Annotated in this window: 1 protein-coding gene; it reads right to left on the reverse strand. The window is 56.7% G+C overall.

Features of this window, described 5'->3' with window-relative positions:
- The gene (locus tag ABDW36_RS13460) at positions 1 to 24,186 is read right to left on the reverse strand and encodes a Calx-beta domain-containing protein (protein ID WP_343702428.1); all 24,186 of its coding nucleotides are present in this window, start codon (positions 24,184 to 24,186) and stop codon (positions 1 to 3) included.
- Between the last annotated feature and the right edge of the window lie 322 nt (positions 24,187 to 24,508).

A 24,508-nucleotide genomic window follows, 5' to 3' on the forward strand; every position in this document is an offset into this window, starting at 1 on the left:
TTATCTCAGTATTTCCACCCAGCCTTTGTGAATGCTGTTGCCTTCCGGTCTTCTCACTTCAAGGATATAGTAATAAGTACCTTCATTCAGGCCGGAACCGTTCCAGTCGTTCCGGTAATCTTTACTCTGGTATACCATGCCGCCCCAGCGGTTGTAGATGTAGATCTTCGATCCCGGGTATTTCTCCAGCCCGCCAATGATGAACCTTTCGTTCTTGCCATCACCGTTGGGGGTGAACACGTTCGGGAAATTGAGGTCTTTCTGTTCTACCGGTACGCTGGTAGCGGGCGCTCCTGCCTGCGGCGACGGATGCGGCTCATTGGCGTTGGCAGGGTCTGCCGGCAGCGTGGGCTGCTCGCCCTGACCGTTGCCGTTGTCTACCATGGCCGTGTTGGTAATGGCCGTGATGCCGCTCAGGCTGCTGCTCACCGTTACCGTAAAGCTCACGGTAGCCGTAGCGCCTACCGGTATGGCGGGGATGTTCCAGCTCAGCGAGTTGCCGCTGCGTATACCGCCGTTGTCTATGCTTTCGAATTCCGTTCCCTGCGGCACCACGTCTTTCACCGCTACGTTGCTCACCGGTACGTTGCCCAGGTTGCGCACGTGCATGGTGTAAGTGATGCGGTTGCCGGGTCTTACCGTACCGCCGGCGCCTGAAGGCGCGTAGGTAGCGCTCTTCCAGTTCACCGTTACTGCGCCACCGCCGTCTACCGGTATGCTGGTAGCAGGTTTGGACGGGTCAGGGTTCGGGAGCGGGTTGCCCGGGTTGTTCGGGTCTTCCGGCACGGTGGGCTTCATACCGCCGCCACCGTCTGTTTGCGCGGTATTGACAATATTGGTAACACCGGTGAGGTCATTGCCTACTACTGCGGTGAAGCTTACGCTTTGGGTGGCGCCGATGGCTATTTCCGTAATCGTCCAGCTCAGCGCCCTGTTCGTATGTACGCCGCCGTTGGCAATGCTTACAAAGTTGGTACCTGCGGGCACCGCGTCTGCTACTTTCACATTGCCCAGTTTCACGTTGCCATTGTTGCGTACGTGAATGGTGTAGGTGATCTGGTCTCCGGGGCGTACTGCGCCGCCTGCACCGGTACCGCTGTAGCTTACGCTCTTCCAGCTGATGGAGCCGTCTCCGCCGTTATCTACCGGTATGCTGGTAGACGGTGTGTTCGGTGTGGGGTTGGGCTGCGGATTGCCGGGGTTGGCCGGGTCTTCCGGCACGGTGGGCTTCGGCCCTGCCCCGCTGCCGTCATCTACCTGCGCGGTGTTGGTAATATTGCCGGCGCCGGTCAGGTCATTCACCACTTTGGCGGTGAAGCTGCGGGTGGCGGTAGCGCCGGGCGCTATGGCGGCAACCGTCCAGGTGAGGCGGCGGCCTGCGGGCGTAATACCGTCCTGCGCGCTTACAAATGCCGTGTATTGCGGCACTTCATCTGTAATGATCACCTGTTCCAGCCGCACATTGCCGGTGTTCCGTACGTGAATGGTATACGTGATCTGGTCACCGGCTTTCACTGCGCCGTTGGCGCCGGTACCGGTGTAGCGCACGCTCTTCCAGCTGATGGAGCCTTTCACGTCATTGTCCGCAATGGTTACAGTGGCCTGGTGGCCCGGTGCGGCGGCCGGCTGGAAGCTGCCCAGCGTAGCGGTGCTGCCGTTCACCACCGTGAGTATCACTGTTCTGTTACCATCTACAATGGCATTGTCTATTACGTTCAGCGGAACTTTTACTTCGGATGCACCGGCTGGTATCACTACGGTGGCGCTGATGGCCTGGTAGTCTGTACCCGGCGTGCCCGTGCCGCTTACTCCCAGCTGTATGCTGATGTCTTCTGCGGCCGTGATGTTGGCCGGCAGGCTGATCACGTATTCGCCGTTCACCGGCCCTGTTTCATGCGCATCTGCTACGCTGGCCCTGATCTGCAGGCTGCGGTTGGCCGCGGTGTTATCATTGTCCGCAATCATCACCGTGGCTTTGGAGGCCGCGCCCGGTGTAAAGTTCACCGCGGTGCCATCTATGGTGGCGCTACCATTGCCCAGCGTCATGATCACGCTGCGGCTGCCGTCTATGATCAGGTTGTCTATCACATTGACAGGTACCTGCACTGAATTGGCATTGGCCGGTATTTCCACGGTGCCGGCCAGTGGCGTGTAGTCTTTGTCTGTAGCCGTACCGCTCACTGTGTATTGCACCGTTACCGGCATGGCAGCGGTTACGCCTGCCGGCAGGCTGATGGTGAACTCGCCGTGTTTGGCGGGCTCTGCCGCATCCGGTATGGTGGCGGTTACGGTGAGCACCTGGTTGAGCGCTATGGCGTCGTCATCCGCTATGGTAACCGTAGCTGTATTGGCCGTGCCTGCGGTGAAGCTGCCTGCGGGAGAAGCGGAAGCGGACGGATCAAGCGTAAGCACTACTGTTTCATTGCCTTCAATGATCTTGTCGTCTTTCACTTTCACCGCTGCCGTTACGCGGCTGCTGCCGGCGGGCAGTACAATGCCCGTGCCCATGCTTTCATAGTCCGTACCGGCCGTTGCCGTACCTGCTGTAGAGAACACTACGCTGATGTTGTGCGCGGTGGTGTAGCGGGTACCCGGCACCGCTTCCGGCAGCCTGATCTCAAAGTGGCCGTTGGCGGCAGGCTCTGCCGCATCGTTGAGGCGTACCACTTCCAGCGTACGCGCTGCAGCGGTGTTATCATTGTCTTCAATATTCAATGTAGCCGTATGGTTGCTGGCATCTGCCGGGTAGTACACATCAATGCCCATGCTGTTTTTGCCGTTGCCGCCCAGCAGCTGGAGGGTAACCGGTTCCGTGCCTTCAATGATGTAATCATCTGTTACGGTCACGTCTACATCCACCCCGTTGTCACCTGCCGGTATCACCACGCTGCCGATGTTGTAATCTACACCAGCTATGGCGGCGCCGGACAGGTTGTACATGATGGTGATGTCTTGTGCCGCAGTGATGCCGCCAGGCAGGCTTATCCTGAACCGGCCGTTCGTGGAAGGCTCTGCTGCATCGCTCACACGGGTTACGGATACCGGGTTATCTGCCGGGGCGTTCACGTCTACAATATTCACAGTGGCCGTTGAGCTGGCCGGGTCAATGGTGAAAGGCACGGCGGAGCTTGCGCTCGTCAGTGTCATCACCGCGTCTTCGGGGCCTTCAACAATACCGTCGTTATAGGCTTCTACATCTATCCATATCTCGTTGGCGCCGGCAGGAATGGTAACGGTGCTGCCGCTTACCAGGTTGCTGCCCTGCATGAGCTGGTAATCTGTGGTAGCGTTGCGCACTGCTGCACCGCTCATGCTGAAGGTAACGGTGATGTTGCTTGCGCTGGTGTAACCTGCAGGCAGGCCCAGGCGGTAACGGCCGCGCACGGTGCCCTCTATGGCATCTGACACTTTGGTCAGCAGCACCACGCGGGCATTGGCCGCCGCATCATCATCCGTGATGGATACAGTAGCGGTGCTGGCTGCGCCGGCGGTGTAGTTGAACAGCCCGTCGCTGCCGCCGCTGATGTGCATGATCACTGTTTCAGTAGCTTCAATGATCTGATCGTCCAGCACATTCACGGGCACGGTTACACTGCCTTGCCCGGCCGGAATGGTAACAGGCATCACGATGGCGCTGTAATCTGCACCCACTGTAGCCGTGCTGCTGTTGTCTATGGTGAACTGTACCGTTACCGGTCTTGCTGAAGTGATACCTGTGGGCAGGCTGATCACAAATTCACCGCCGGTGGCCGGTTCTGCCCCGTCTTTCTGCCGGGCTACGCCCAGCTGCAGGTTGGCGGCGGTGTTGTCATTGTCTGCAATGTTCACCGTGGCAGGCGTACCTGCGGGCGTGAGAGTGTAAGTAGCAGCGCCAATGGTGGCCGTACCGTTGTCAATGGTCATGATCACCGTGCGGGTGCCGTCAATGATGCTGTTGTCTATTACGTTCACCGGTACTTTCACGCTGCCGGTATTGGCCGGTATGGTAACCGTGCCGCTCAGGGCCTGGTAATCCGTACCGGTGGCGGCCGTGCCGCTGATGGTGTAGGTCACTGTAGCAGGCACTGCCAGGGTTACATTGGCAGGCAAGCTGATGGTGAGCTCGCCGTTCACCGGCCCTGTTTCGTTAGCGTCTGCCACTGTTGCCGTGGCGGTCAGCTGCAGGTTGGCCGGCGTGAGGTCGTCATCCGCAATGGTAACAGTGGCGGCACTGCCTGCGGGCGTGTATACGTCCCCACTGGCAGCAGTAGCATTCGCCAGCGTCAGTATCACGGTTTCATCGCCTTCCAGTATGGTGTCGTCTTTCACCGTTACGGGTACAAACACGCTGCTGCTGCCGGCTGGCAATATAATGCCCGTGCCTGCATCTTCGTAATCCGTACCGGCTGCGGCAGTACCGCTGGCGGCAAATACTACGTTGATATCTTCAGCTACCGTGTAGCGTATGCCGGGCGCCGCTTCGGGCAGCCTGATCTCAAACCGTCCGTTGGTGGCCGGTTCTGCGCCGTCTGTTACCCTCACTGCTTCCAGTGTGCGGTTGGCGGCGGTGTTATCATTGTCTGTTATCTGTATGGTAGCGGTGTGGTTGGCCGCATGTGCGGGGAACAGCAGGTTGCCGCCGTTCACGTCCTGGCCGTTGCCACCCAGTACACGCATGATCACGCTTTCCGTGCTTTCGATGATGTAGTCGTCTTTCACGGTCACTACTACATCCGCGCCGTCTGCCCCGGCCGGAATGGTAACCGTACCCGTGATGTAATCGGTACCGGCTATAGCCTGGCCGCTGAGGGCGTAAGACACGGTGATGTCTCTTGCCGCTGTGGTGCCTGCGGGCAGGCTTACCCTGAACTTACCGTCTGTAGCCGGTTCTGCCGCATCGGCCACATGGGTGATGCTGATGGCGCCGCTGGCGGCGGCGTTCACGTCTACGATATTCACCGTAGCAGATGCCTGCGCAGGGTCAACGGTGAAGGGCAGCGCGGAAGCAATGCTGCTGAGCGTCATGATGGCCTGCTCCTGGCCTTCAATGGTACCGTCATCCACCGCATCTACATTCACCAGCACTTCACCTGCACCGGCAGGGATGGTAATGGTGCTGGCGCTGATCACCGCGCCACCAGGCACTTCGGTGAACTGGTAGTCCGTACCGCGGGTGGCGCTGCCGCTCACGGTAAAGGTAACGGTGATATCCTGCGACGCAGTAATGCCGGGCTGCAATGCAATGCGGTACTGGCCTTTAGCCCCGCCTTCCACGGCGTCAGACACCTTGCTGATCTGCACCGCGCCGCTGGCGGGGGTGAGGTCATTGTCTATGATGTTCACGGTAGCCTGGGCCACGTCTGCGGTGAAAGCAATGGGCGTAGCGCCGTCTGCTTCCAGGCCGGTGCCGCCGGTGATGTTCATCACCACGGTTTCGGTGAGCTCTATGATACGGTCGTCAGTGACCTGTACCGGCACTGTTGCGCCGGGCGCGCCGGCGGGTATCACAATGGTACCGGTAATGGCCTGGTAATCCGCACCGGCCGTGGCGGTAGAGGCCGCATCTATGTTATAGTTCACTGTAATATCCCTGGCGGCGGTGAGCCCGTCAGGCAGCTTGATGGTAAAGGCCCCTGCGTTAGCGGGCTCTGAACCGTCTGCTGTTTTTACAATGCTCAGTTTCAGTTGGTCTGCGGTATTGTCATTATCCGCAATATTCACCGTGGCGGCGTTTACCGGCGCTGCGGCGGGCGTAAAGAGGCCCAGGCCGGAAGTGCCGCCGGTAACAGTTACTACTACGGTACGGTTGCCGTCAATGATCATGTTATCGATCACTGGTACCGGTACGGTTACCTGTTTCTCTCCTGCTTTCAGGATAACGGTACGCTGCATGGGCGTGTAGTCTGTGCCTTCTGTAGCGGTGCCGCTGAGCGTGAAGCTGATCTCCACGTCTTCCGCGGCAGTAATGTTTGCATCCATAAAGCTGAAGGTCACTTCACCGTTCACCGGCCCGGTTTCTGAAGCGTTGGCCACACTGGCCACGGCTTTCAGCACGCGGAAGGCGGCGTCGTTGTCGTTATCCGCAATATGCACGGTGGCGCTTGCAGGCGTGCCGATGGGCACTGCCGCATTGCCCATGCTGGTAATGGTAGCAGATTGCAGGGCCAGCTGCACGGTTTCAGACGGTTCAATGATATCATCGTCCGTTACTTTCACCGTTACGGCCACTTCTCCGCTGCCGGCAGGTATGCGTACGGTGTTGCCGGTAATGGTGGTACCGCCGGCGTCTGTCAGGGTATAATCCGTACCGCGGAGGGCGCCGCCGGTGATGTCAAAGGTTACGTCAATATCTGCCGTGGTGGTTTGACCGTTGGCCAGGCGGATGGTGAACATGCCGTTTGTAGCCGGTTCTGCGGCGTTGGCGGCAGACGGTATCACTTCTACTTTGGCATTGCCCAGGTCATCATCTGCAATATTCACCGTGGCGGTAGCAGCGGCGCTGTTCACACCGATGGAGCCTACATTGGGCGTAGTGCCGCCGGTGAGGGTGATGATGGCGCTGCGCGTACCGTCAATGATGGTGTTGTCTTTCACCTCTACCGCAACGGTTACGGAAGAAGCACCGGCCGGGATGATGGCTGTGCCGGTCAACATCTCGTAATCCGTTCCGTTTACGGCAATGCCGGTCATGTTATAGCTCACTGTGATGGCCTCTGTAGCGGTAACACCGCTGGGCAGGCTGATGGTGAACTGCCCGTCTGTACCGGGCTCTGCGGCGTCCGGCTGCGTGGCAGCCACGGAGAGCTGCGTCAGTGCGGCATCATCATCTGCAATATCTACCTGTGCGGAGGCTGCGGCTGCGTCTACACCAATGGAGCCTGCGGTGAGGGTGGTGCCGCCGGTAAGGGTGAGCACTACAGGGCGGGTACCGTCAATAATAGTGTTGTTGATCACTTCCACCGGTACCGTCACGTCATCGCTGCCGGCGGGGATGATGACCGTACCGCTCAAGGTTACATAGTCTGTACCGTTAACGGCCGCGCCGCTGAGGGTATAAGCTACTTCCACATCCTGCGTGGCAGTAACACCGGCAGGCAGCTGGATGGTGAACTCACCATGCGTAAGGGGCTCAGCCGCGTTGGCTTTGCTGGCGGTAACAGACAATGAAGCTTTGGCAGCATCATCGTCGGCAATCAGCACGGTGGCGTTTTGCGCCGTACCATCCACGCCAATGGCCACAACCTGTCCGTTTATTGTGGTTTCCCCCCTGGTGATGGAGATCTCTACCGTCCGATTGCCGTCGATGATATTATTGTCTATCACGGTTACGGGTATCTTCTCACTGGTTGAACCAGCTGCGATGGTCACGGAACCGCTCAGCAAAATATAATCCTGGTCTGTTGCGCTGGCATCTGCGCCGGGGGCGGCAGTGCCTGCAACGGTATAAAATACGGTAACAGGCTGCGTGGCGCTCACACCGGAAGGCAGGCTCACCGTAAACTCTCCATGGGTGGAGGGCTCTGCGGCATTGGCCTGGCTGGCGGTTACGCCCAGCTTCATGCTGGCGGCATCATCGTCATGTATCACCAGGGTGGCCTGGTTACCCGGAGCTGTGGAAGTAAATGCCCCCAGGGTGCTGCCGGCGGGCAGCTCAATGCTGGTGATGCTCATTACCACGCTCCTGTCTCCATCTATGAGGTTGTTGTTGATGGGCACAATGTTTACGGTAGCGGCAGGCTGGCCTTTAGGTATGGTAACGGTCAGCGGTATAGTGGTATAGTCCGTGCCGTTCACCGCCTGGCTGCCGGTAAGCGCTACGTGTACGGTAAGGTCTTCTGCCACCGTAACACTGTTGGGCAGGCTGATGGTGAACTGGCCGTTCACCGGAGTGGCTGCTTCCTGTGCATCCGGCAGGTTGGCCGTAATGCTGAGGTTGCGGTTGGCCGCCGTGCCGTCATCATCATGAATGGTGAGGGTAGCGTTCAGCGGGCTCACGCTGAACGTACTGCCGTACGGGTTGCCGCCTGTTACGGTGATAGCGCCCGTGGTCAGTATTACGCTGCGGTCCCCATCTATGATGTTGTTATCTACCGGGGTGATGGTAACATCTATATAGGATTGGCCGGCCGGTATAGTAGCGGTGAAGCTGCTGATAGCCTGGTAGTCTGTACCGTTTACGGCCTTGCCGCTCAGCGTATAGGCCATGTTCAGGTCACGGGAAGCTGTTACACCGTTGGGCAGGCTCAGCCTGAAGATGCCGTTCACCGGCGCAGCGCCTTCCATGGCGTCTGGCTCCTCTACCGAAAGTATCAGGCTGGCGTTGGCGGCTACATTGTCATTGTCCGCAATATTGAAAGTAGCGGTGTTTTCGGTAGCGTGTGCCGTGAACGTTGCAGCCGGCGCGCTGATGCCGCTGCTGCTGATGCTTACGGTCACGGTGCGGCTGCCGTCTATAACAGTATTGTCTATCACGGTTACCGGTACATCTATATAACCTTCACCGGCGGGGATGACGGCCTGGCCGCTCAGCTGCACATAGTCACGTGTGGTGGCCGTAGCGTCTGCGCCAGGTACTGCTGTGCCGGCAATGGTATAATTGATGGTAACGGGCTCGTTGGTGAGGATGAGATCGCTGCCGCCAACGGTACCGGGCAGCTTGAAGCGGAACGTGCCATGTACAGGGCCGTTCTCGTCTCCATCCGCGCCTGTTTTCAGTACGCTGACCACGCGGTTCTCCGGCTTGTCATCGTCATCGGTAATGGTCATGCTGGCGGTGGCTGCTGCTGCCGGTGTAAAGGCGCCAACGGAAGAGGCGCCGCCGGTTACACGCAGTATTGCCAGCTCATTGCCTTCTATGATGTAGTCATTAACAATGGTTACCGGTATATCTACAAAAGGCTGCCCTGCTGTGATAGTGGCTGTGCCGGTATTGGCAACAGGGTCATAACCGGTAATGGTGAAATCACTGCCGTATGTGGCGGTGCCGGCATCCAGCACGTAGTTCACGGTAACGTCTCCCGCGGCGGTGAGACCGGCGGGCAGGCTGATGCGGAACACGCCATCGTTGGTACCAGCGCCCGGTTCTGCGGCATGGCGTTGTACGGCGGCGCTCAGTGTTTTGTTGGCGTCATCATCATCTGCGATATCCAGCGCTACGTCAACCGCATTTACGGTATACGCCAGGGTACCGGCTGTAGCAGACTGCAGGCGGATGATCACGTTCTCCGTGCCTTCAATGATGTTATCGTTCTGTACGGGCACGGCAATATCTGCGTAGTTGTCGCCGGCATGGATCACCAGCGTGCCGCTCAGGGCGGTGTAGTCAACACCCGCGGTGGCGGTGCTGCCGGTTTGCACGGTGTAGGTTACCGTAACGTCATTGCCGGCCTTGAGCGTACCGGCCAGCTTCACGCGGAAGGCGCCCGGCGTGGTTGGCTCTGCGCCATTGGTCTGGCTGGCGGCGGTGATGCTCAGGTCATAACCCGCATCGTCATGAATAAATACGGTGCGCTGGGCGGTGCCTTGCACGGCCAGGTTCAGCGTACCGGCAGGAACTGTGGTGGCAGCGCCATCCAGGCGAACGATCACAGACTCCTCTCCTTCTACCAGGTCATCTGCCACCGCTTTGATGGGCAGGTCTATCTGAGACTGGCCGGCAGGTATCCTGATAGTACCTGTACCGGTGGCGGGATCGTAACCACCACCGAAGGATGCCGCATCTACCGTGTAATCTGACGGCTGTGCGGTACCTGTGGGCAATATGGTGAATGATACCACCACATCCGCGCTGGCTACCGCCGCGGGATTGGTCAGCGCAAAGCGCACGTAACCGTCTGCGCCGTTCTCGAACGCGTCACTGGTACCGGTGGCGCTGATCTTCGCGGTTTCTTCATTGTCTGTGATATTTACAGTGGCTTCGTTATTGATTGGCGAAGCGGTAAAGTCATAGTTCACGCCGCCATAGGTACCGGTAGCCGCGGTAGCGGGCAGGGTGAGGATGACGGTTTCCGTGCCTTCCAGCAGGTTATCGTCTTCCACCTCTACCGGCACTACCACGCTGCCCTGGTTGGCGGGCAACTGAACGGTAGTGTTAATGGTTTTGTAGTCATCTACCATAGTGGCTGTTCCGCCGGGGGTAATAGAAATATTGAGCGGAATGGCAGATGTGTAACGCTGGCCGGCAGTGTGCTCCGGCAGGCGTATTTCAAACAGGCCGTTGGTGGCCGGTTCAGCGCCGTCGTTCAGTTTCACTATTTCGAGTACGCGTGCTGCGGCGTTCGTTACATCATCGTCTTCAACATTGATGGTGATGTTATTGTTGGCGGGCGTTGAGCTGGCGGGCACATACAAGGTGCTGCCGCCGTTAATGCGGTTGCCGCCCAGCAGCTGGATATTGATCGTTTCTGTTGCTTCCAGGATGTGATCGTTGTTTACCGGAATATCCACTATGGCTTCCGTTGCTCCGGCAAGGATGGTTACATTGCCGATAACCTGGTAGTCTACTCCCTGTGCCGCAGTGCCGCCAATGGTAATAGATACTTCGGTGTTTTCCAGGAATGTGTTGCCTGACTCAATGTATACACGGAAGCGCGCGTTATCCGCAACAGTACCACCCGGCTCGCGGCCGTCTTGTACATGCGCTATAGCGAGTACGTTGTTCGGGTCAGTGGAGTTTACATCCAGTATGTTCACTGTAGCACTTGCAGGGCTCAGTGTAAACGGATCCCCATTGCTATTGGCGGCGTTTGAAAGGGTCAGCACCACTGTTTCGGTAGGCTCAATTATGCCGTCGTTTACGGCCGCCACGTCAATTATCACCGAAGATTGACCTGCGGGAATGGTAATCGTTTTAGATGCTTTATTCAGATGGGGAGCATCTACCAGACTATAATCAGCGCCTTCTATGGCCCCGCTCAGGGAAAGGTCATACGTTACTGTAATTGGCGTTGAACTGGTCACTCCCTGCGGCAGCGATATTTCGAAACGGCCTTGCGCACCGCCTTCCACCGCGTCGGATACACGGGTAAGCAGCAGCACGTTGGAGTTGGCGCCGTAATCTTCGTCTTCAATATTCACAGTAGCCGTATTGGCGGTTGCAGAGGCTGTGTAATTGTTCGTGCCATCTGTTCCGCTGTTGAGGTCTACCTTCACGGTACGCCTGCCGTCCATCACGTAGTTGTTGATCACATTCACGTATACGCGCACGTTCTCGTCTCCCGCCCTGATAACGGCCGTGCCGGCAAGCGCGGCAAAGTCTGTACCCGGTACCGCGGTGGAGCCGGGGTCATCAAACGTATAGGTCACGGTAATATCCCTCGAAGCGGTAACACCCGTGGGCAGGGCAATAGTGAAGTAGCCGTTTGTACCAGGCTCTGATGCGTGCTGTGTAGCCGCAATGCTCAATACCTGGTTACCTGCTGTCACATCATCATCCGCAATGGTGATTTCAGCCGGTGTAGTGCCGGCAGACAAGGTGAGGCCGGTGGCCGTTGCACTGCTCAGCGCCATGGTAACGATCTCGTCTCCTTCAATCACCAGGTCATCCTTCACACGCAATGTTACCGACACGCTGGTTTGACCGGCGGGAATGGTAATGGTGTTGCCGCTGATCAGTACGTTACCGGCATCATACAGCTCATAATCAGTACCACGCACGCCAACGCCGTTCATGTTGAAGGTAACCGTAATGTCTGTTGCGGCGGTAACACTGCCGGGCAGGCCAATGGTAAAGGTACCGTCTTGCGTGGCCGGGGTGGTGCCCGGCTCTGCAGCGGTATTGTCTGTAGCCGTTACCGTTACCTGCGTGCTGGCAGGGTCTATCCGCTCATCGTCAAAAATGAGGAGCGTAGTGGTACGCAGGGCGGCATCATCCGGGTGGGCAGGGTACAGGCCGCCGTTACCATCACCCAGGTCAATCACTATCGTTTCATCTGTTTCGATCACATCATCGTTCACGATGTCAATTTCAGCTATCACTTCGCGCTGACCGGAAGGTATGGTAACGGTGCCCGTCACCGGGTAGGTGTAATCGGTGCCGTTTGTGGCAGTGCCTGATACATTCAGGGTATAATTGATAATAATATCTTCAGAAGAGCGTACACCCTCAGGCAGGCTCACTTTGAAAGCGGCTTTCTGCGGCACGGTGTTGCCCGGCGCTTTCTCATAACCGTCCTGCACCTTGCTGATGCTGAGGTAACGGGCAGAAGGCGGGTTGTTGTCTTCTATCTCCACGGTGGCCGCAGCCGGGGCGGCGTTGGTGAAGGTGAAGCTGGTGGCGGTAGCGCTCACCTGGTTGAGTATGACGGTTTCGTTGGCTTCCAGCAGGTCATCCGGCTGCACGGCCACGTTCAGCGTAACGCTGTTCTGACCGGCGGGGATGGTGATGGTGCCGGTGTTGGTTGCCGCATCGTAACCTGCCAGCAGGTAATCTGCGGTATAAGTGGCCGTGCCGGCGCCCAGGTTGAAGGTAACCAGTATGTCTTCCGCACAGGTAACGTCCATGGGCAGGCTGAAAGTGAACTGGCCGTTTACAGGGCCGGCTTCTTTGGCCGGTGTAAGGGTTGCTGCTACTTTCACTACCAGGTTGGCTGCTATGTTGTCGTTGTCGGTGATATTCACTTCTGCTTCAAACTCCGTGGTGTGCAGGCTGTAAGGCGTGGCGCCTGCGGCGGAGATTAATGTCAGCTTCACGGTTTCCGTCAATTCTATTACCTGGTCATCCACTACAGCCACGTTCACGTCTGCCCCGTTGCTGCCGGCAGGTATCACTACTGTGCCGGTGAGGGTGGCGGCATCAAGGCCGGTAATAGTATAGTCATCTACGTTAGCAGCGGTGCCGCTGATCTGGTATTGCACCGTCACGTTTTCCGCTGCCTGCAGCGTACCGGGCAGTTTGATCCGGAACTGGCCGTTGGTACCGCCTTCGGCGCCGTCCGTGTTTTTGATCACACTTACTACGCCGGTGGCGGTAGTGAGGCCGCCAAAGGTGGAGAAGGTCTGTATATCACTGAACTCAACGTATTTCACGCCGTTCTCTTCACCGTTGGCGCTGGCCTGAATTTCCGTCATGTTGTTCAGGCCGGTTTCCGTCAGGTCTGCCAGCACCGCATTCACCGTACCGGTATGTTTGAACCATTTCCAGGTTTGGGGGGCGGTAACGCCGCGGGTGTTGGCGAGATAGTTTTCCGCATCGGCCTTTTCCGCATCGTTCCAATAGAAACGCACTTTCACACCGCCGTTGGCAGTGAGCGGGGCGCCGGTGTAAGTGATCTGGAGCATGCGGCGCATGAGCTGCGTGCCGTAGTCGGTACCGCCGGCTTTACCCAGCTCTGTACCCATGTCTTTCATCACGTTGATGTAGGCGGCAAAGTCTGATGGATTGATGGTGTTGCCGTTGGGATCTATGGCAGCCAGGTATTTTTCCGGGTCTGCCGGGTCCCTGAAGTAGAGCATGCCGTTGGCATCCAGGCAGGCGCCGGTAAGCGTGGCCTCCGTACCGTCAGGTACCAGGTAAGCCCCGGCAGACACCAGGTTGCGGGTTACCAGTGTGAACACGTCCCCATTGGAGAGGCCGCTCACATTGTCAAACCTTACTTTATCCACGTCCAGTTCGGTAGCGGGCAGCAGGATGTAGTCTGCAGGTGTAAGGGCTGCAAAGTTACCGGTGCCGGTTTTGTCTACCAGCAGGGCGTAGTGCTCCAGCGTTGTGCCGGCACGGGTAATGCCGGTGAGGTCAAACTCAAGATCTACCGGTTGCGCGGCATTGTCAAAGTTGGTGAGCTGCACCTTCCATTCACGGGTGATGCGCTCCGTGATACAACCCGGCAGGTCTGCACCGGAGGCGGTTACCGCACCGGCGTTGCTGGCCCAGGTCATATAACTTTTATCTGCAGTAAAGCTGTTGCTGTTGGATAGATTGTCTACGGCAATGCTGCCCAGCCCAATAGTCAGCAGGGAGCCTGCATTGATGCTGCGGCTTTGTTTCTGGTACAGGGCGGTGGCATCGTCCCGGCCAATGCCGGCAATGTTGGCATTGTAGGTACCGTTGGCAGCGGCATCCCATGTTTTGGTGGTGCCGTCTGTAGCCAGGTAATCCTGCGGGGTGCTCTGGTCTAGCGTGATGCCGTATTTAATGCCCAGGTAAGATTCTACCTGGCGGGTTTGTGTGGAGGTGAGGGCAGATTTATAGACCACCACTTCCGGTATTTTACCGTTGAATATGCGGTTATCAAAGGTTGCGGTGCCCGTGGTGCGACCGCCAACTTCAAAGAAGCTGCCGTCTCCTTGCGTAGCGCAGCTGGCGGCAATGGCGCCTTGTTTGCCATTCAGCCAGGTGCCGCCGCCCAATGTGTTATTAGGCTGCAGGTAAATGCCCCTGGCAATGACCGGCCCGGCCGCCGAGGGTGTGCTTTGGCCCGGCAGGCAGCCATTACCGTCTATCGTAAAGGCGCCTGCGCTGCTATATATCAGTCCCCTGCCGGAACCGGAAGGGTCTTGATTCCAACGGCCGTTGGAGGCAAAAATACCGCCCAATCCGTTAGCGGGCAGGCCTTCCGGAGCGCTCACGCTGAACATGGCGATATCAGTGGAGCTGTTCCATGAGCCGGCCGCATTTCCTTTCAGGGATTTGGCTGGCGCGCCGGAGAAATCTATAGCGGGGTTGAAATTCACCGCACCCGGTACTTTTACGATAGCAGCTGATGGCACAACCGGGTCGGTATGCGCAATAGCAGCCGGCCGCAGTTCCGTGGTCACATATCCGCTGCCGCTTTGGTCATTCCATTGCTCCACCTGGTCAACGGCATCCGCCTGCACGCCGGCATCGGCTTTTATCCAGAGGGAGCTGCCGATCACACCGCCGGGCGCGGCTACAAATGCTGCGAAGGTGAAATATTGCCCGTCGTTCAAAATCACATTGGCGATATAATAATCTTCTCCGTTCAGGGTGATCTCTGAAACGGGATATGCTGCAGGCGCACTGAAGGTGTTGCTATTATCTACCAGCAGCTGCAGGCTGTTGATGCTACCTGACGCCACGTTCTTCGGTACTGCTATCTGCACTTCGTTCACAGTACCGGTTTTCTGGGCCTTCCATACGCGTTCCATGCGGTAGTTCACAGCCGGGTTGCCTGTGATGGCGGTATTGAACGCGGTGCTGGCGCCATCGTCTCCCCAAACCAGGTAAGACCGGTCATCAGTGAAGGCTTGATTATTTTCTGTATTGGTTTCAGCCAGCGAGCCCAGGCCGATGGCTACCTGCAGGCCGGTGTTCACACTGCGGGACTGCTTCTGGTTAAGGCCTTCCACATCGTCTCTGCCGATGCCGGTGATGTTATTTTTATAGGTGGTGTTGGCGGTAGCGTCCCACACTTTGGTGGTGCCGTCAGTAGCCAGGTAATCCGTGGCCGTAGTCTGGTCAAGCGTATAGCCGTATTTGATAGCCAGGTAGGTGCTCACCCGCTGCCGTTCAACGGGCGTCAGGGCGGTGGGGTATACGATCACGTCGCCCATGGTGCCGCTCCATAGCTGGCCGGAGCCCACGTAAGCCCCGATCTTCGCTGCGGTAGATCCCGTATTCCAGGTTTTGGCAGCGGTGGCCAGCTGCCGGGTTTTACCATAAATGGTGGCCGCACCACCATTCCCGGCCCAGGTGCCTGCCAGCTCGTTGGGCTGGGCCAGCTGCCAGAAACCGGGAGAAGCCACGTCATTGGCAGTGCCAACAAATTGGCCGGCTCCCACGATGTTGGCTAAACCAGCGCTTTGTGAAGTAGTAGCTGTACCCCAACTGATAATATAGCGGTTTACGGCAACATTATCCGCCTTGCCGACGCCATACAGCGTTCTGGCCGCAGTACCCCGCGGCAGCTTCATCACATCGAGGTCCATAAAATGCGCGGCACCATCAAACTTCACCACAGGGTTGAAGTTGATGTTATCTGCAGCGTTGTTCATGAAGAACGGCTGGTTGAGCCCGTTGGTTTGCACCGCGTTGTTCAGGTCTGAGGCATAATCCGTCCAGCCGCTGATGGCGGTGTTGTCCGCTCCGGTAGAAGTGCCGATGTCAGGACGCAGCCAGAGGGATGTACCCACAACGCCGCCCGGCGCCTTGATGGATGCCGCATAGCTGAAGTACTGGCCGTTGGCCAGATCAACCGTGGCGGTATAATGCTTCACACCGTTCAGCGCGGCTTCCGTCAGCGGGAGGAACTGGTCTGTTCCATCCAGCGTTTCATCGTTGCTGATAACGAGGTAAGTTTCTTTGGCATTGGGCAGCGCATCGTACGGCACGGCTACCTGTACATTGCCGATGGTACCGCTCTCCTGTACTTTCCATACACGCGCCATGCGGTAGTTCACCGCAGGGTTACCGGTGATGGGGGTTTTGAAGAGGCTGCTGGCGCCGTCATCTCCCCATACCATATATGCTTTGTCAGCTGCAAATTCATGGGTATTCGCGCCGTTGGTCTCCGCCAGCGCGCCCAGGCCAATGGCCAGCTGCATGCCGGCGTTGACGCTGCGGCTTTGTTTTTGCACCAGGTCTTCCGCGTCATCCCTGCCAATACCGGCAATATTATTTTTATAGGCGGCATTGGCGGTAGCGTCCCATACCTTGGTGGCGCCATCCGTAGCCAGGTAATCCGTAGCGCCGTTATTCAGCGTAATACCGTATTTGATAGCCAGGTAGGTATTCACCCGCTGCTGCTGCAAGGCCGTCAGCGGGCCGGCATATACGATCAGTTCGCCCATGCGGCCATTATAATATACGCTGGCATTGGCGCCTACCTTGAATGGATAGTTGCCACCTGCCAGAACAGTGGTTTTGTCACCGGTGAGCACGCTTGTGCCGTTCCGGTAAATGGCTTGTTTGGCGGTGGCCAGTGAAAGATCGCTGGTGGTTGTCCAAAGCAGCGTCTGGCCGTTTACGCCGCCTGTGTTGAACTGTATCCGGTTGGCATAAGGAGCATCCCAGTATACAATATTGTCAGACCATGTGGCATGCAGGGTAAACTGGCTGTTGATAACATTGCCAAGACCCGTTTCTGTAAAGATCACCGTAGCATTGGCCGTTGCCTGGTTGCTCACCAGGAAGGCGGCGGCGCCGTTGTAAGTGCCGTTCTTCAGGAAAGAAGCACCGGTCAGTGTGCTGGCCACGCCGTCAAACTTCACTACAGGGTTGAAGTTGAGGTTGCTGGCGGCATTATTCAGATAAACAGGCTGGCTGCCCGCTACAGCTTGAGATACGGTGTTGCCGTTAGGGCTATAATCGTTCCACTCTCCTATGGGTGAATTATCTCCCGTGGCCGATGTACCGTTATCCGCACGCAGCCATATCAGCGAACCGCTGCTTACACCGCCCGGATATTTTACAGGCGCGCCAAACGTGAAGTAAATACCGTCGGCCAGCAGGCTGCTGCTCAGGGTGATCTCCTTGTTGGTGTTCAGCGGCAGCTCCTGGTTGATGGTGGCAAAAGTGGGGTCTGTGCTGATCAGCATGTAAACGTCCGTTCCCAGCGCGTTCGTTTTCAGGGTAAGCGGCTGGTCTACCCAGTTGCTGGTTTTGTCTACCTGCCATACCCTGGCCAAACGGCGGGTAACATTGGTGGCGCTAACGTTGACGGCGTAAGAAGTGCCTGACAGTCCGTTATCCGCAAATACGAAGAAAGATTTATCGTTGTTGATGGTGCTGTTGTTCTGCTCGTTGGTGATGGCAACGCTGTTGCCCAGCGCCAGTGTAATAAAGGCCTCGTCAGCGCTGACAGATTGTTTGGTATTCAGCGTGGTCTCATCATCCCGGCCAATGCCGGTGATGCGGTGTTTGTAGGTGGCGTTGGCCGTCCAGTACGCACTGCCGTCAGAAGCGAGGTAGTTTGTGGGGGTGGTCTGGTCAAGTGTGAGGCCGTATTTCAGGGCAAGATAAGAAGATACCTGCTGGCGCTGCACATCGTCCAGCACACGGTTGTAAGCCACTACCTCAGCTATATCTCCCATCCAGAAGAACGTACGGGAACTCATTGTTCTGGAGCCTATTGACACGAGGTTGGCCGTTGCCGGCGTGATGGTGTTGTTACCCTGACCACTTAGCAGGTTGTTGGCGTATACCTTAATGCCATTAGTGGCATTGGTTTGCGTGGCGGCAAACAGGTATGGCCGGTTCTCTATCAAACCACCGGGAGAAGTTCCATGCTGAATGAGCGTACCGTTATTTTCCAGGTATTGCAGCTGCGCAGTGCCGGCAATCCTGAATTCCATACCTTGAGCGGAGCCCAGCGCACCAGCTCCTATCAGGTTCCTGGCCGCGCCGGCGGCATTATAGCCTTGCCCTTTTGCCACGGCAAAAACAGTGGAATTGGCAGGGTCTATCCGGGTGGTATTAATGTCCATGAAGTCATTTGTACCATCAAAGCGGAAAGCATAGTTAAAGTTGATGCCGCGGGCGTCTGTAATGGTCTGGTTAGCCAGTACAGGCTGGCTGGCGTCATTGCCCAGGCCGCTGTAGTCAAACCAGTCCGTAGTGCCGGACACCATATCATCCGCGCGCAGCCAGAAAGCCATACCGTCTTTTACGGTATTGGGCCCGCGAACGTAGCGGGAGAAAGTAAAGAAGGAGCCGTTCGGCATCTCGCTGCTGTTCAGCGTAACGGTGCCGCCAGCGCTCAGCTGCTTCCATACCGGTGTTCCGGTGGTGAAGTTGGCGCTGTTATGGAGCAACAAGTACACATCATCATTCCCGTTTTCCAGCTTCACCGTAATTTCAGCATCCGTCCAGCTGGCAGACTTCTCCACTTTGAATATCCGGCTCATGTGCGAAGCCAGACCTGCCCCGCCAATGATAGATATGCGGTAAGCTGCGGCAGCATTGTTATCTGCAAAGGTGAAGAAAGAAAGATCGTTTGCAATAGTGTTGCTATTGGCTGCGTTGGACGCTTCTACCGTATTGCCCATGGCAACGGTCACGAGGGAGCCGTTGCTCACGGAACGGGATTGTTTCTGGTATAGTGCAGACGCATCATCCCGCCCGATGCCTGTAATACGGGTGTTATAGCCGGTATTGTTAGCGGCCGTCCACATCAGCGTGGTACCATCACTGGCCACGTAATTGGTAGCGGTACTTTGATTGAGCGTGATGCCGTACTTGAGGGCGAGGTAAGAATTGACCCGCAGTATTTCAGCCGCGGTGGGCGTTCTGTGGTACACTACCACTTCAGACAGGTGCATGCCCAGCCCGTCACCGTTATCTACCACATCACCCACGTTATAAATACCGGTAGCATTGCCGATGGTGCCGGGTGTTTGGGCTGTGCCCAGCAGTCCGTTCAGGTAGCCCCTGCCCGTACCGCCGCCGCCTACAAAACCGGCAATATGCGGTTTGTTGTTCCAGGCGCCGCCTGCCGTGAGGCCCGCAGTAGCGCCAATCAGCTCATAGCCGCCGCCTGCAACGGTGGTCACATATTGCACGCGGCCCTGGTTCCCGGTTTCCCCTACCACAAAAACGTCTGTACCGGTAGTGCTTACCTGCGGAGACAATACGAAGAACATGGCGAAGTTGGCGGCATTGGCCATTTTCAGGTCAGTACCGTCAAACGCGTCTTTACTCATGTTGGTGAAGCCCAGGGAGGGGTTGAAGTTCATATTGGCAGGCAGGTAATCGATGGTGCCTACCGCCTTCGTGGTATGGTTGCCCAAGCCGGAATAGTCTTTCCAACCGGTAGCCAGGGAACCGGCGGTTACCACGTCTTTATCTGACCGGAGCCAGAGCTTGATGCCGGTAGATACGGCGCCGGGGCCGTTGATGTTTTTGGCGAAGGTGAAATAGGAACCATCCGGCAGCAGGCTGCTGTTAAGGGTTACCTGGTTGTCAGCATTCAAGGGGTACACATTGTCTCCCGCGCCAAACACGTTGTCGCTGCTCACCAGCAGGTAAATATCGCTTTCCGTATCTGTCAGCGCCAGCGTAACATCCTGGTCTGCCCAGTTGGTTTTGTCAACTTTATACATGCGCGGTGTACGTACCGAAACACCGCTTATGCCGTTCACGCGGGCAGTGTAGGTGAGCGCACCGTTGTTATCGCTGAAGGTGAGGAAAGAAAGATCGTTCGTAATAATATTGTTATTGGCGGGATTTGAGGTAGCCACGGAACCGCCGAGCGCCATGGTAACAGTAGCGCCGGCTGCCTGCGAGCGGCTTTGTTTCTGGTACAGCATGCCGTTATCGTCACGGCCAATGCCGGTGATCCGCTGGCCGAAACCTGTATTGTCTGCCGCTGCCCACATGAGGGTGGCGCCGTTGCTGGCTACATAGTCCGTGAGATTGTTGGCATTGTCCCGCAGGGTAAGCCCGTATTTAAGGGCCATGTAGCTGTTCAGCTGTTTGCGTTCTATATCTGCCAGCTTGCGGGAATACATGATCACTTCAGGTACCCGCCCATTGAATGCGGAATTATGACCCGCGCCTATGTAGTACTTCCCGGCTGCCGGAGAAACAAAGTTGGGCGTCAACGCCGCTGTTTCGCGCACCAGTTGCTGCCCGTCAAAACTGAGGGCCCAGTCATTGGTGGCGCTCCAGGCATTCATCAGTTTGGGCAGCTGCATGTTCATGCCTCCCAGGGCATACCCCGGGCGAGTGAGGCGGCCAAAATGGAGGTAGATAGACCCGTTATTATATGGATAATGTACGTTGGTGGCGCTACCGCCCCCGCCGCCCAGTTCATACGGGAAACCGTTAACAGCGGTTGCCGCCAGATTGGAGTACTGTACGGAAAAAACTTCCCCCGCTGTTAAGCCGCTGGAGAAATCGGGCTGGGCAACAAAATAGTTGGCCCCAGGGAAGTTGATGGCGGGGTTGAAGTTGACGCCAGCCTCTTCCCAATTCAGTACGGTGCCGCCGGCCTTTGTCCATGCTCTTCCTGCCGGCGCCTGGTCTACCCATTTGGTAGCGTTTCTGCCATCCAGCGTTACATCCTGGTCTGCTTTCACCCAGGAGATCAGCCCGGCGCTGACACCGGCGGGGAATTTCTGCAAACGGCCAAAAGTAAAGTAAGCGCCATCAGGCAGGTCTGCACCTTTCACCGTGGCCGCTCCCCCGTTGCTCAGCGCCACTTCTTTAGTGATGGTACCAAAAGCGGCATCTGTGCTGATGAGCAGGTAATTGTTGCTGCCGCCGCCTTCCAGTTTAAGCGTTACATCTTGTGCATCGTCCCAGCTGGCCGTTTTCTGCACGCGCCATACGCGGGGCATGCGTTGGGTAGAGGTGGTGCCGGTGGCGGGAACAGGCTGGTTATAGGTAGTATTCCCGTTGTTATCGCTAATCACCAGGAAGGCGATGTCATTCGTCACGCTATTGGCATTCAGCCGGTTGGCAGATGCCACCGCCGTACCTAACGCCAGTGTAACCACGCCCGCATCCCGGCTGATGGATTGTTTCTGATGCAGCCAGGAAACATCGTCCCGGCCTATGCCGGTGATGCGGAAGCCGTACCCGGTGTTGGCCGCAGCGGTATACATGTCTGTTCCGTTGCTGGCCAGGTAATTGGTGGCGGCCAGCGTGGCGCCGTATTTCAATGCCAGGTAGCTTTCTATTTTCAGCTGGTCTGTTGCGCCGAGGGCCGAAATATCTTTATATACGATCACTTCCGGTATAGCGCCGGCATAATAGTCGGTTCCCGGCCATACGCCTATATGAGAGGCATAGTTCCCCCCGTTGCCGGTAAAGTTGTAGGCGCCGGGCTGATCTTTCACCAGCACATTGTCTCTTGTGGCGCGCATGTTGGCGGGCGTTTTGGTGAAGCTCCATACATGCGCCTTGTTCAAGGTACCGCCCCACGCTATGTTCAGCCTGTAGCCATACGGTGCGTCCCAGAGCAGGGTGCCGTTGGCCCATGAGGGCGCGGCCCCCGCACCATAACCGTTGGTGGTCATCTGGTAGAATATGGCGCCTGACTTCAATGCAGCAGATGAGGATACGCCGAACACGGCAATATTGTTCATATTACCGTTACCCAGCACCGAAGTAGCCGGGTCTACGATGTTGCCCTTACCAAAAAACTGCGGTCCTGCAAAGGTAGCCGTTGTGTTAAAATTGATACCGTCCACACTGTCTACGCCAGGTTTGTTGGCAGACGCAGGGAGGTTCCTGGCGTTGCCGCTGATATCGCTCCACTGGGTATTGCTCAGCCCCATATCCCCGCGGTACCAGGCGCCGATACCGGTGGTAACGCCGCCTGGGCCGTTAATGGAAATAGGCCTGGGATCACTGAGCTCAGACGTGCCTTTGGCCGTGGTGAGCGTGGCCGTCCAGAAACCGCCGCCTGCGCCTGTATAGGTCACCGCATGCGTAGAAGTTCCGGCTGCCACGTTAGTGAACGATGCTACCGGTTGCCGGCCGCTGTTGGGACTGGTGCCTACTTCATTCGCATACAGGTCTACCGTATACAATGTACCCGCCGCATCTGTTGCAATGGCGGGAACAGTGATGTTAACCGTGTAATTGTTGCCGGCGGTACGAACGGAAGAAGCGATAACCGGACGGTTAGCGCCTTTATAATTGCCGTTGGCCGCAGCCGCAATGAAAATGCCCTGGCCCGTATTATTATAAATGCTGTTACCGGTAATCAGCACCCCCTGGCTGTTATCATTCGTATGAAAGTAAACACCATCCGCGCCATTATTATATATCTGGTTGTTGCCAGTGATGGAAACCGGTTTTACCGCGTTGAGGCCGGCATGGAACCAGATGCCGTACGAGGCATTGTTACGGACAATATTACCGGTTATGGCGTATTCTGCCGTTGCATGGCCCATATGCATTACAATACCGCTGCGGGCCAGGTTTTCGAATGTATTGCCGGTGATCCTGACGTTTGACCGGGGGAACAAACCGCTCAACTCAATACCGTCTCCACCTGCCAGGGTGGTATTACTGACCCTGGAGTTTTTCAGTTCAAAGCCTGTGGTGGCATTCAATACTATGATCCCGTCTCCCACATTGTCTATCTCCGCGTTATCTACTACCACATTGGTGGCTCCGCGGAAGGTCAGGGATTGTGACACGGTATTCCTTACAGCAACATTTGTAAGGGTTACATCTGTAGCCCCGGCGTTAAACAGCAGGCCTCCGGCCACCTTGTCTGCCGGGTCTCCACCTATTTCCACATCGGTCATGGTCAGCCCCGTAACATTATGCAGGAAGCGTATGCAACTGTCGCTGGCGTTATGGTTGATGAGGGCATTGGTAAATTCGGATGCAGTGATGGTAACATTCTGCGCGGCGTTATCAAAGCGGAGATTGCTGAAACCGCCCTGCAGCACTTTTGTGTTGAGTATCTCCAGGTTGTTTACCGTTCCCTGGAAATGGATACCAAGGTCTGCCTCCGGGTTGGCAGGTACGGTAGGCGCAGCGAGGTTAATATAGGAGTTCTGTATTTTTACATTTTCGGTGGCCCCTGCCACCCGGAAACCATAGTCCACCCCGTTAGTCCAGTCTGAAAAATTAATATTATCGAACGTAGCGTTTTTGAGGCTGCCCTGTACCCTGATGCCACTGGCCAGCGGTTCCATCTGCACATCCTTTATCAAAGCGGTATCCAGGGAAGCCGTACCCATGAAGTCCATAAAGCTGGCTCCTGTAGCCGTTCCGGCGGAGTTGCGCCCTGTCACCTTCACGTTCTCTATGGTCAGTGAGGCATGCCGGCCGGCTGTAAACGCAAACGCGCGGCCGGGCGCGGAGGTGGCAGAGGTGGCCTCCAGCCCCATGTCTGAAGTAATATTGCGGATGGTCAGCCGCCGGGAATCGCCCGTTACCCCTACCAGGCAGTTGATAAGGTCTGCCGCCGTGCCCGTGGTATTGATCTTCAGGTTCTCGATGGTCACGTCTTCCGTATTGGCGTTCACCGTTACACCGGAGCCCCTTATATTGAGGATTTCCAGGTTCCTGATGGTGACGGCGCTGGCGTTAACGATGAACGGATTAATAGCCGCCCCGACATTGGCGTTGATCGCTATCTTGTTCTCCCCGTCTATGGTAACACCGGCCACCGTAATTGCCGGCAGGTTGCTGGCAATATTGATGGTACCGTGTACGTTGAACACAATGCTGTGCGGTCCCGCACCGGCGGCATTCACGTCAAGGATGGCCTGCCGCAGCGATCCGGCGCCGGCGTCAAAGGTGTTAGTGACAGGGAAGGTCTCCGCCTTTGCAAAGGCAGTGGCCATCAAACAACACATCGCCAATAAAAAATGCCTGAAATAGGAATGAAAACGTACAGGGGAAAAATTTGTAGAATTCCTCATAGGGTACTGGTTAATGAAAAACGGTATACGGTATGGTGAAGGGGCGACTACTCCCTCAATTGGGTGAACGGTTTTACAAGGCGCTAAATTAACAAGTTCCCTCCGGGCCGCTTATAGAATAAGTACGCACAAACTGTAGAATTAATTCTACATAACATAAAATTTCAAATAGATGTACCCCGATTCCCGGAAAACATTACTTTTGTTCTGTTCCCCCTGTTATATCCGGAACAGGTAAGGGAAC

It is taken from the genome of Chitinophaga sp. (assembly GCF_039596455.1).
In the GTDB taxonomy this organism is placed as follows: Bacteria; Bacteroidota; Bacteroidia; order Chitinophagales; family Chitinophagaceae; genus Chitinophaga.

Excerpts from the sequence above, each read along its gene's own strand:
- ABDW36_RS13460 (WP_343702428.1), bottom strand. The coding sequence starts at position 24,186 with ATGGCCACTGCCTTTGCAAAGGCGGAGACCTTCCCTGTCACTAACACC.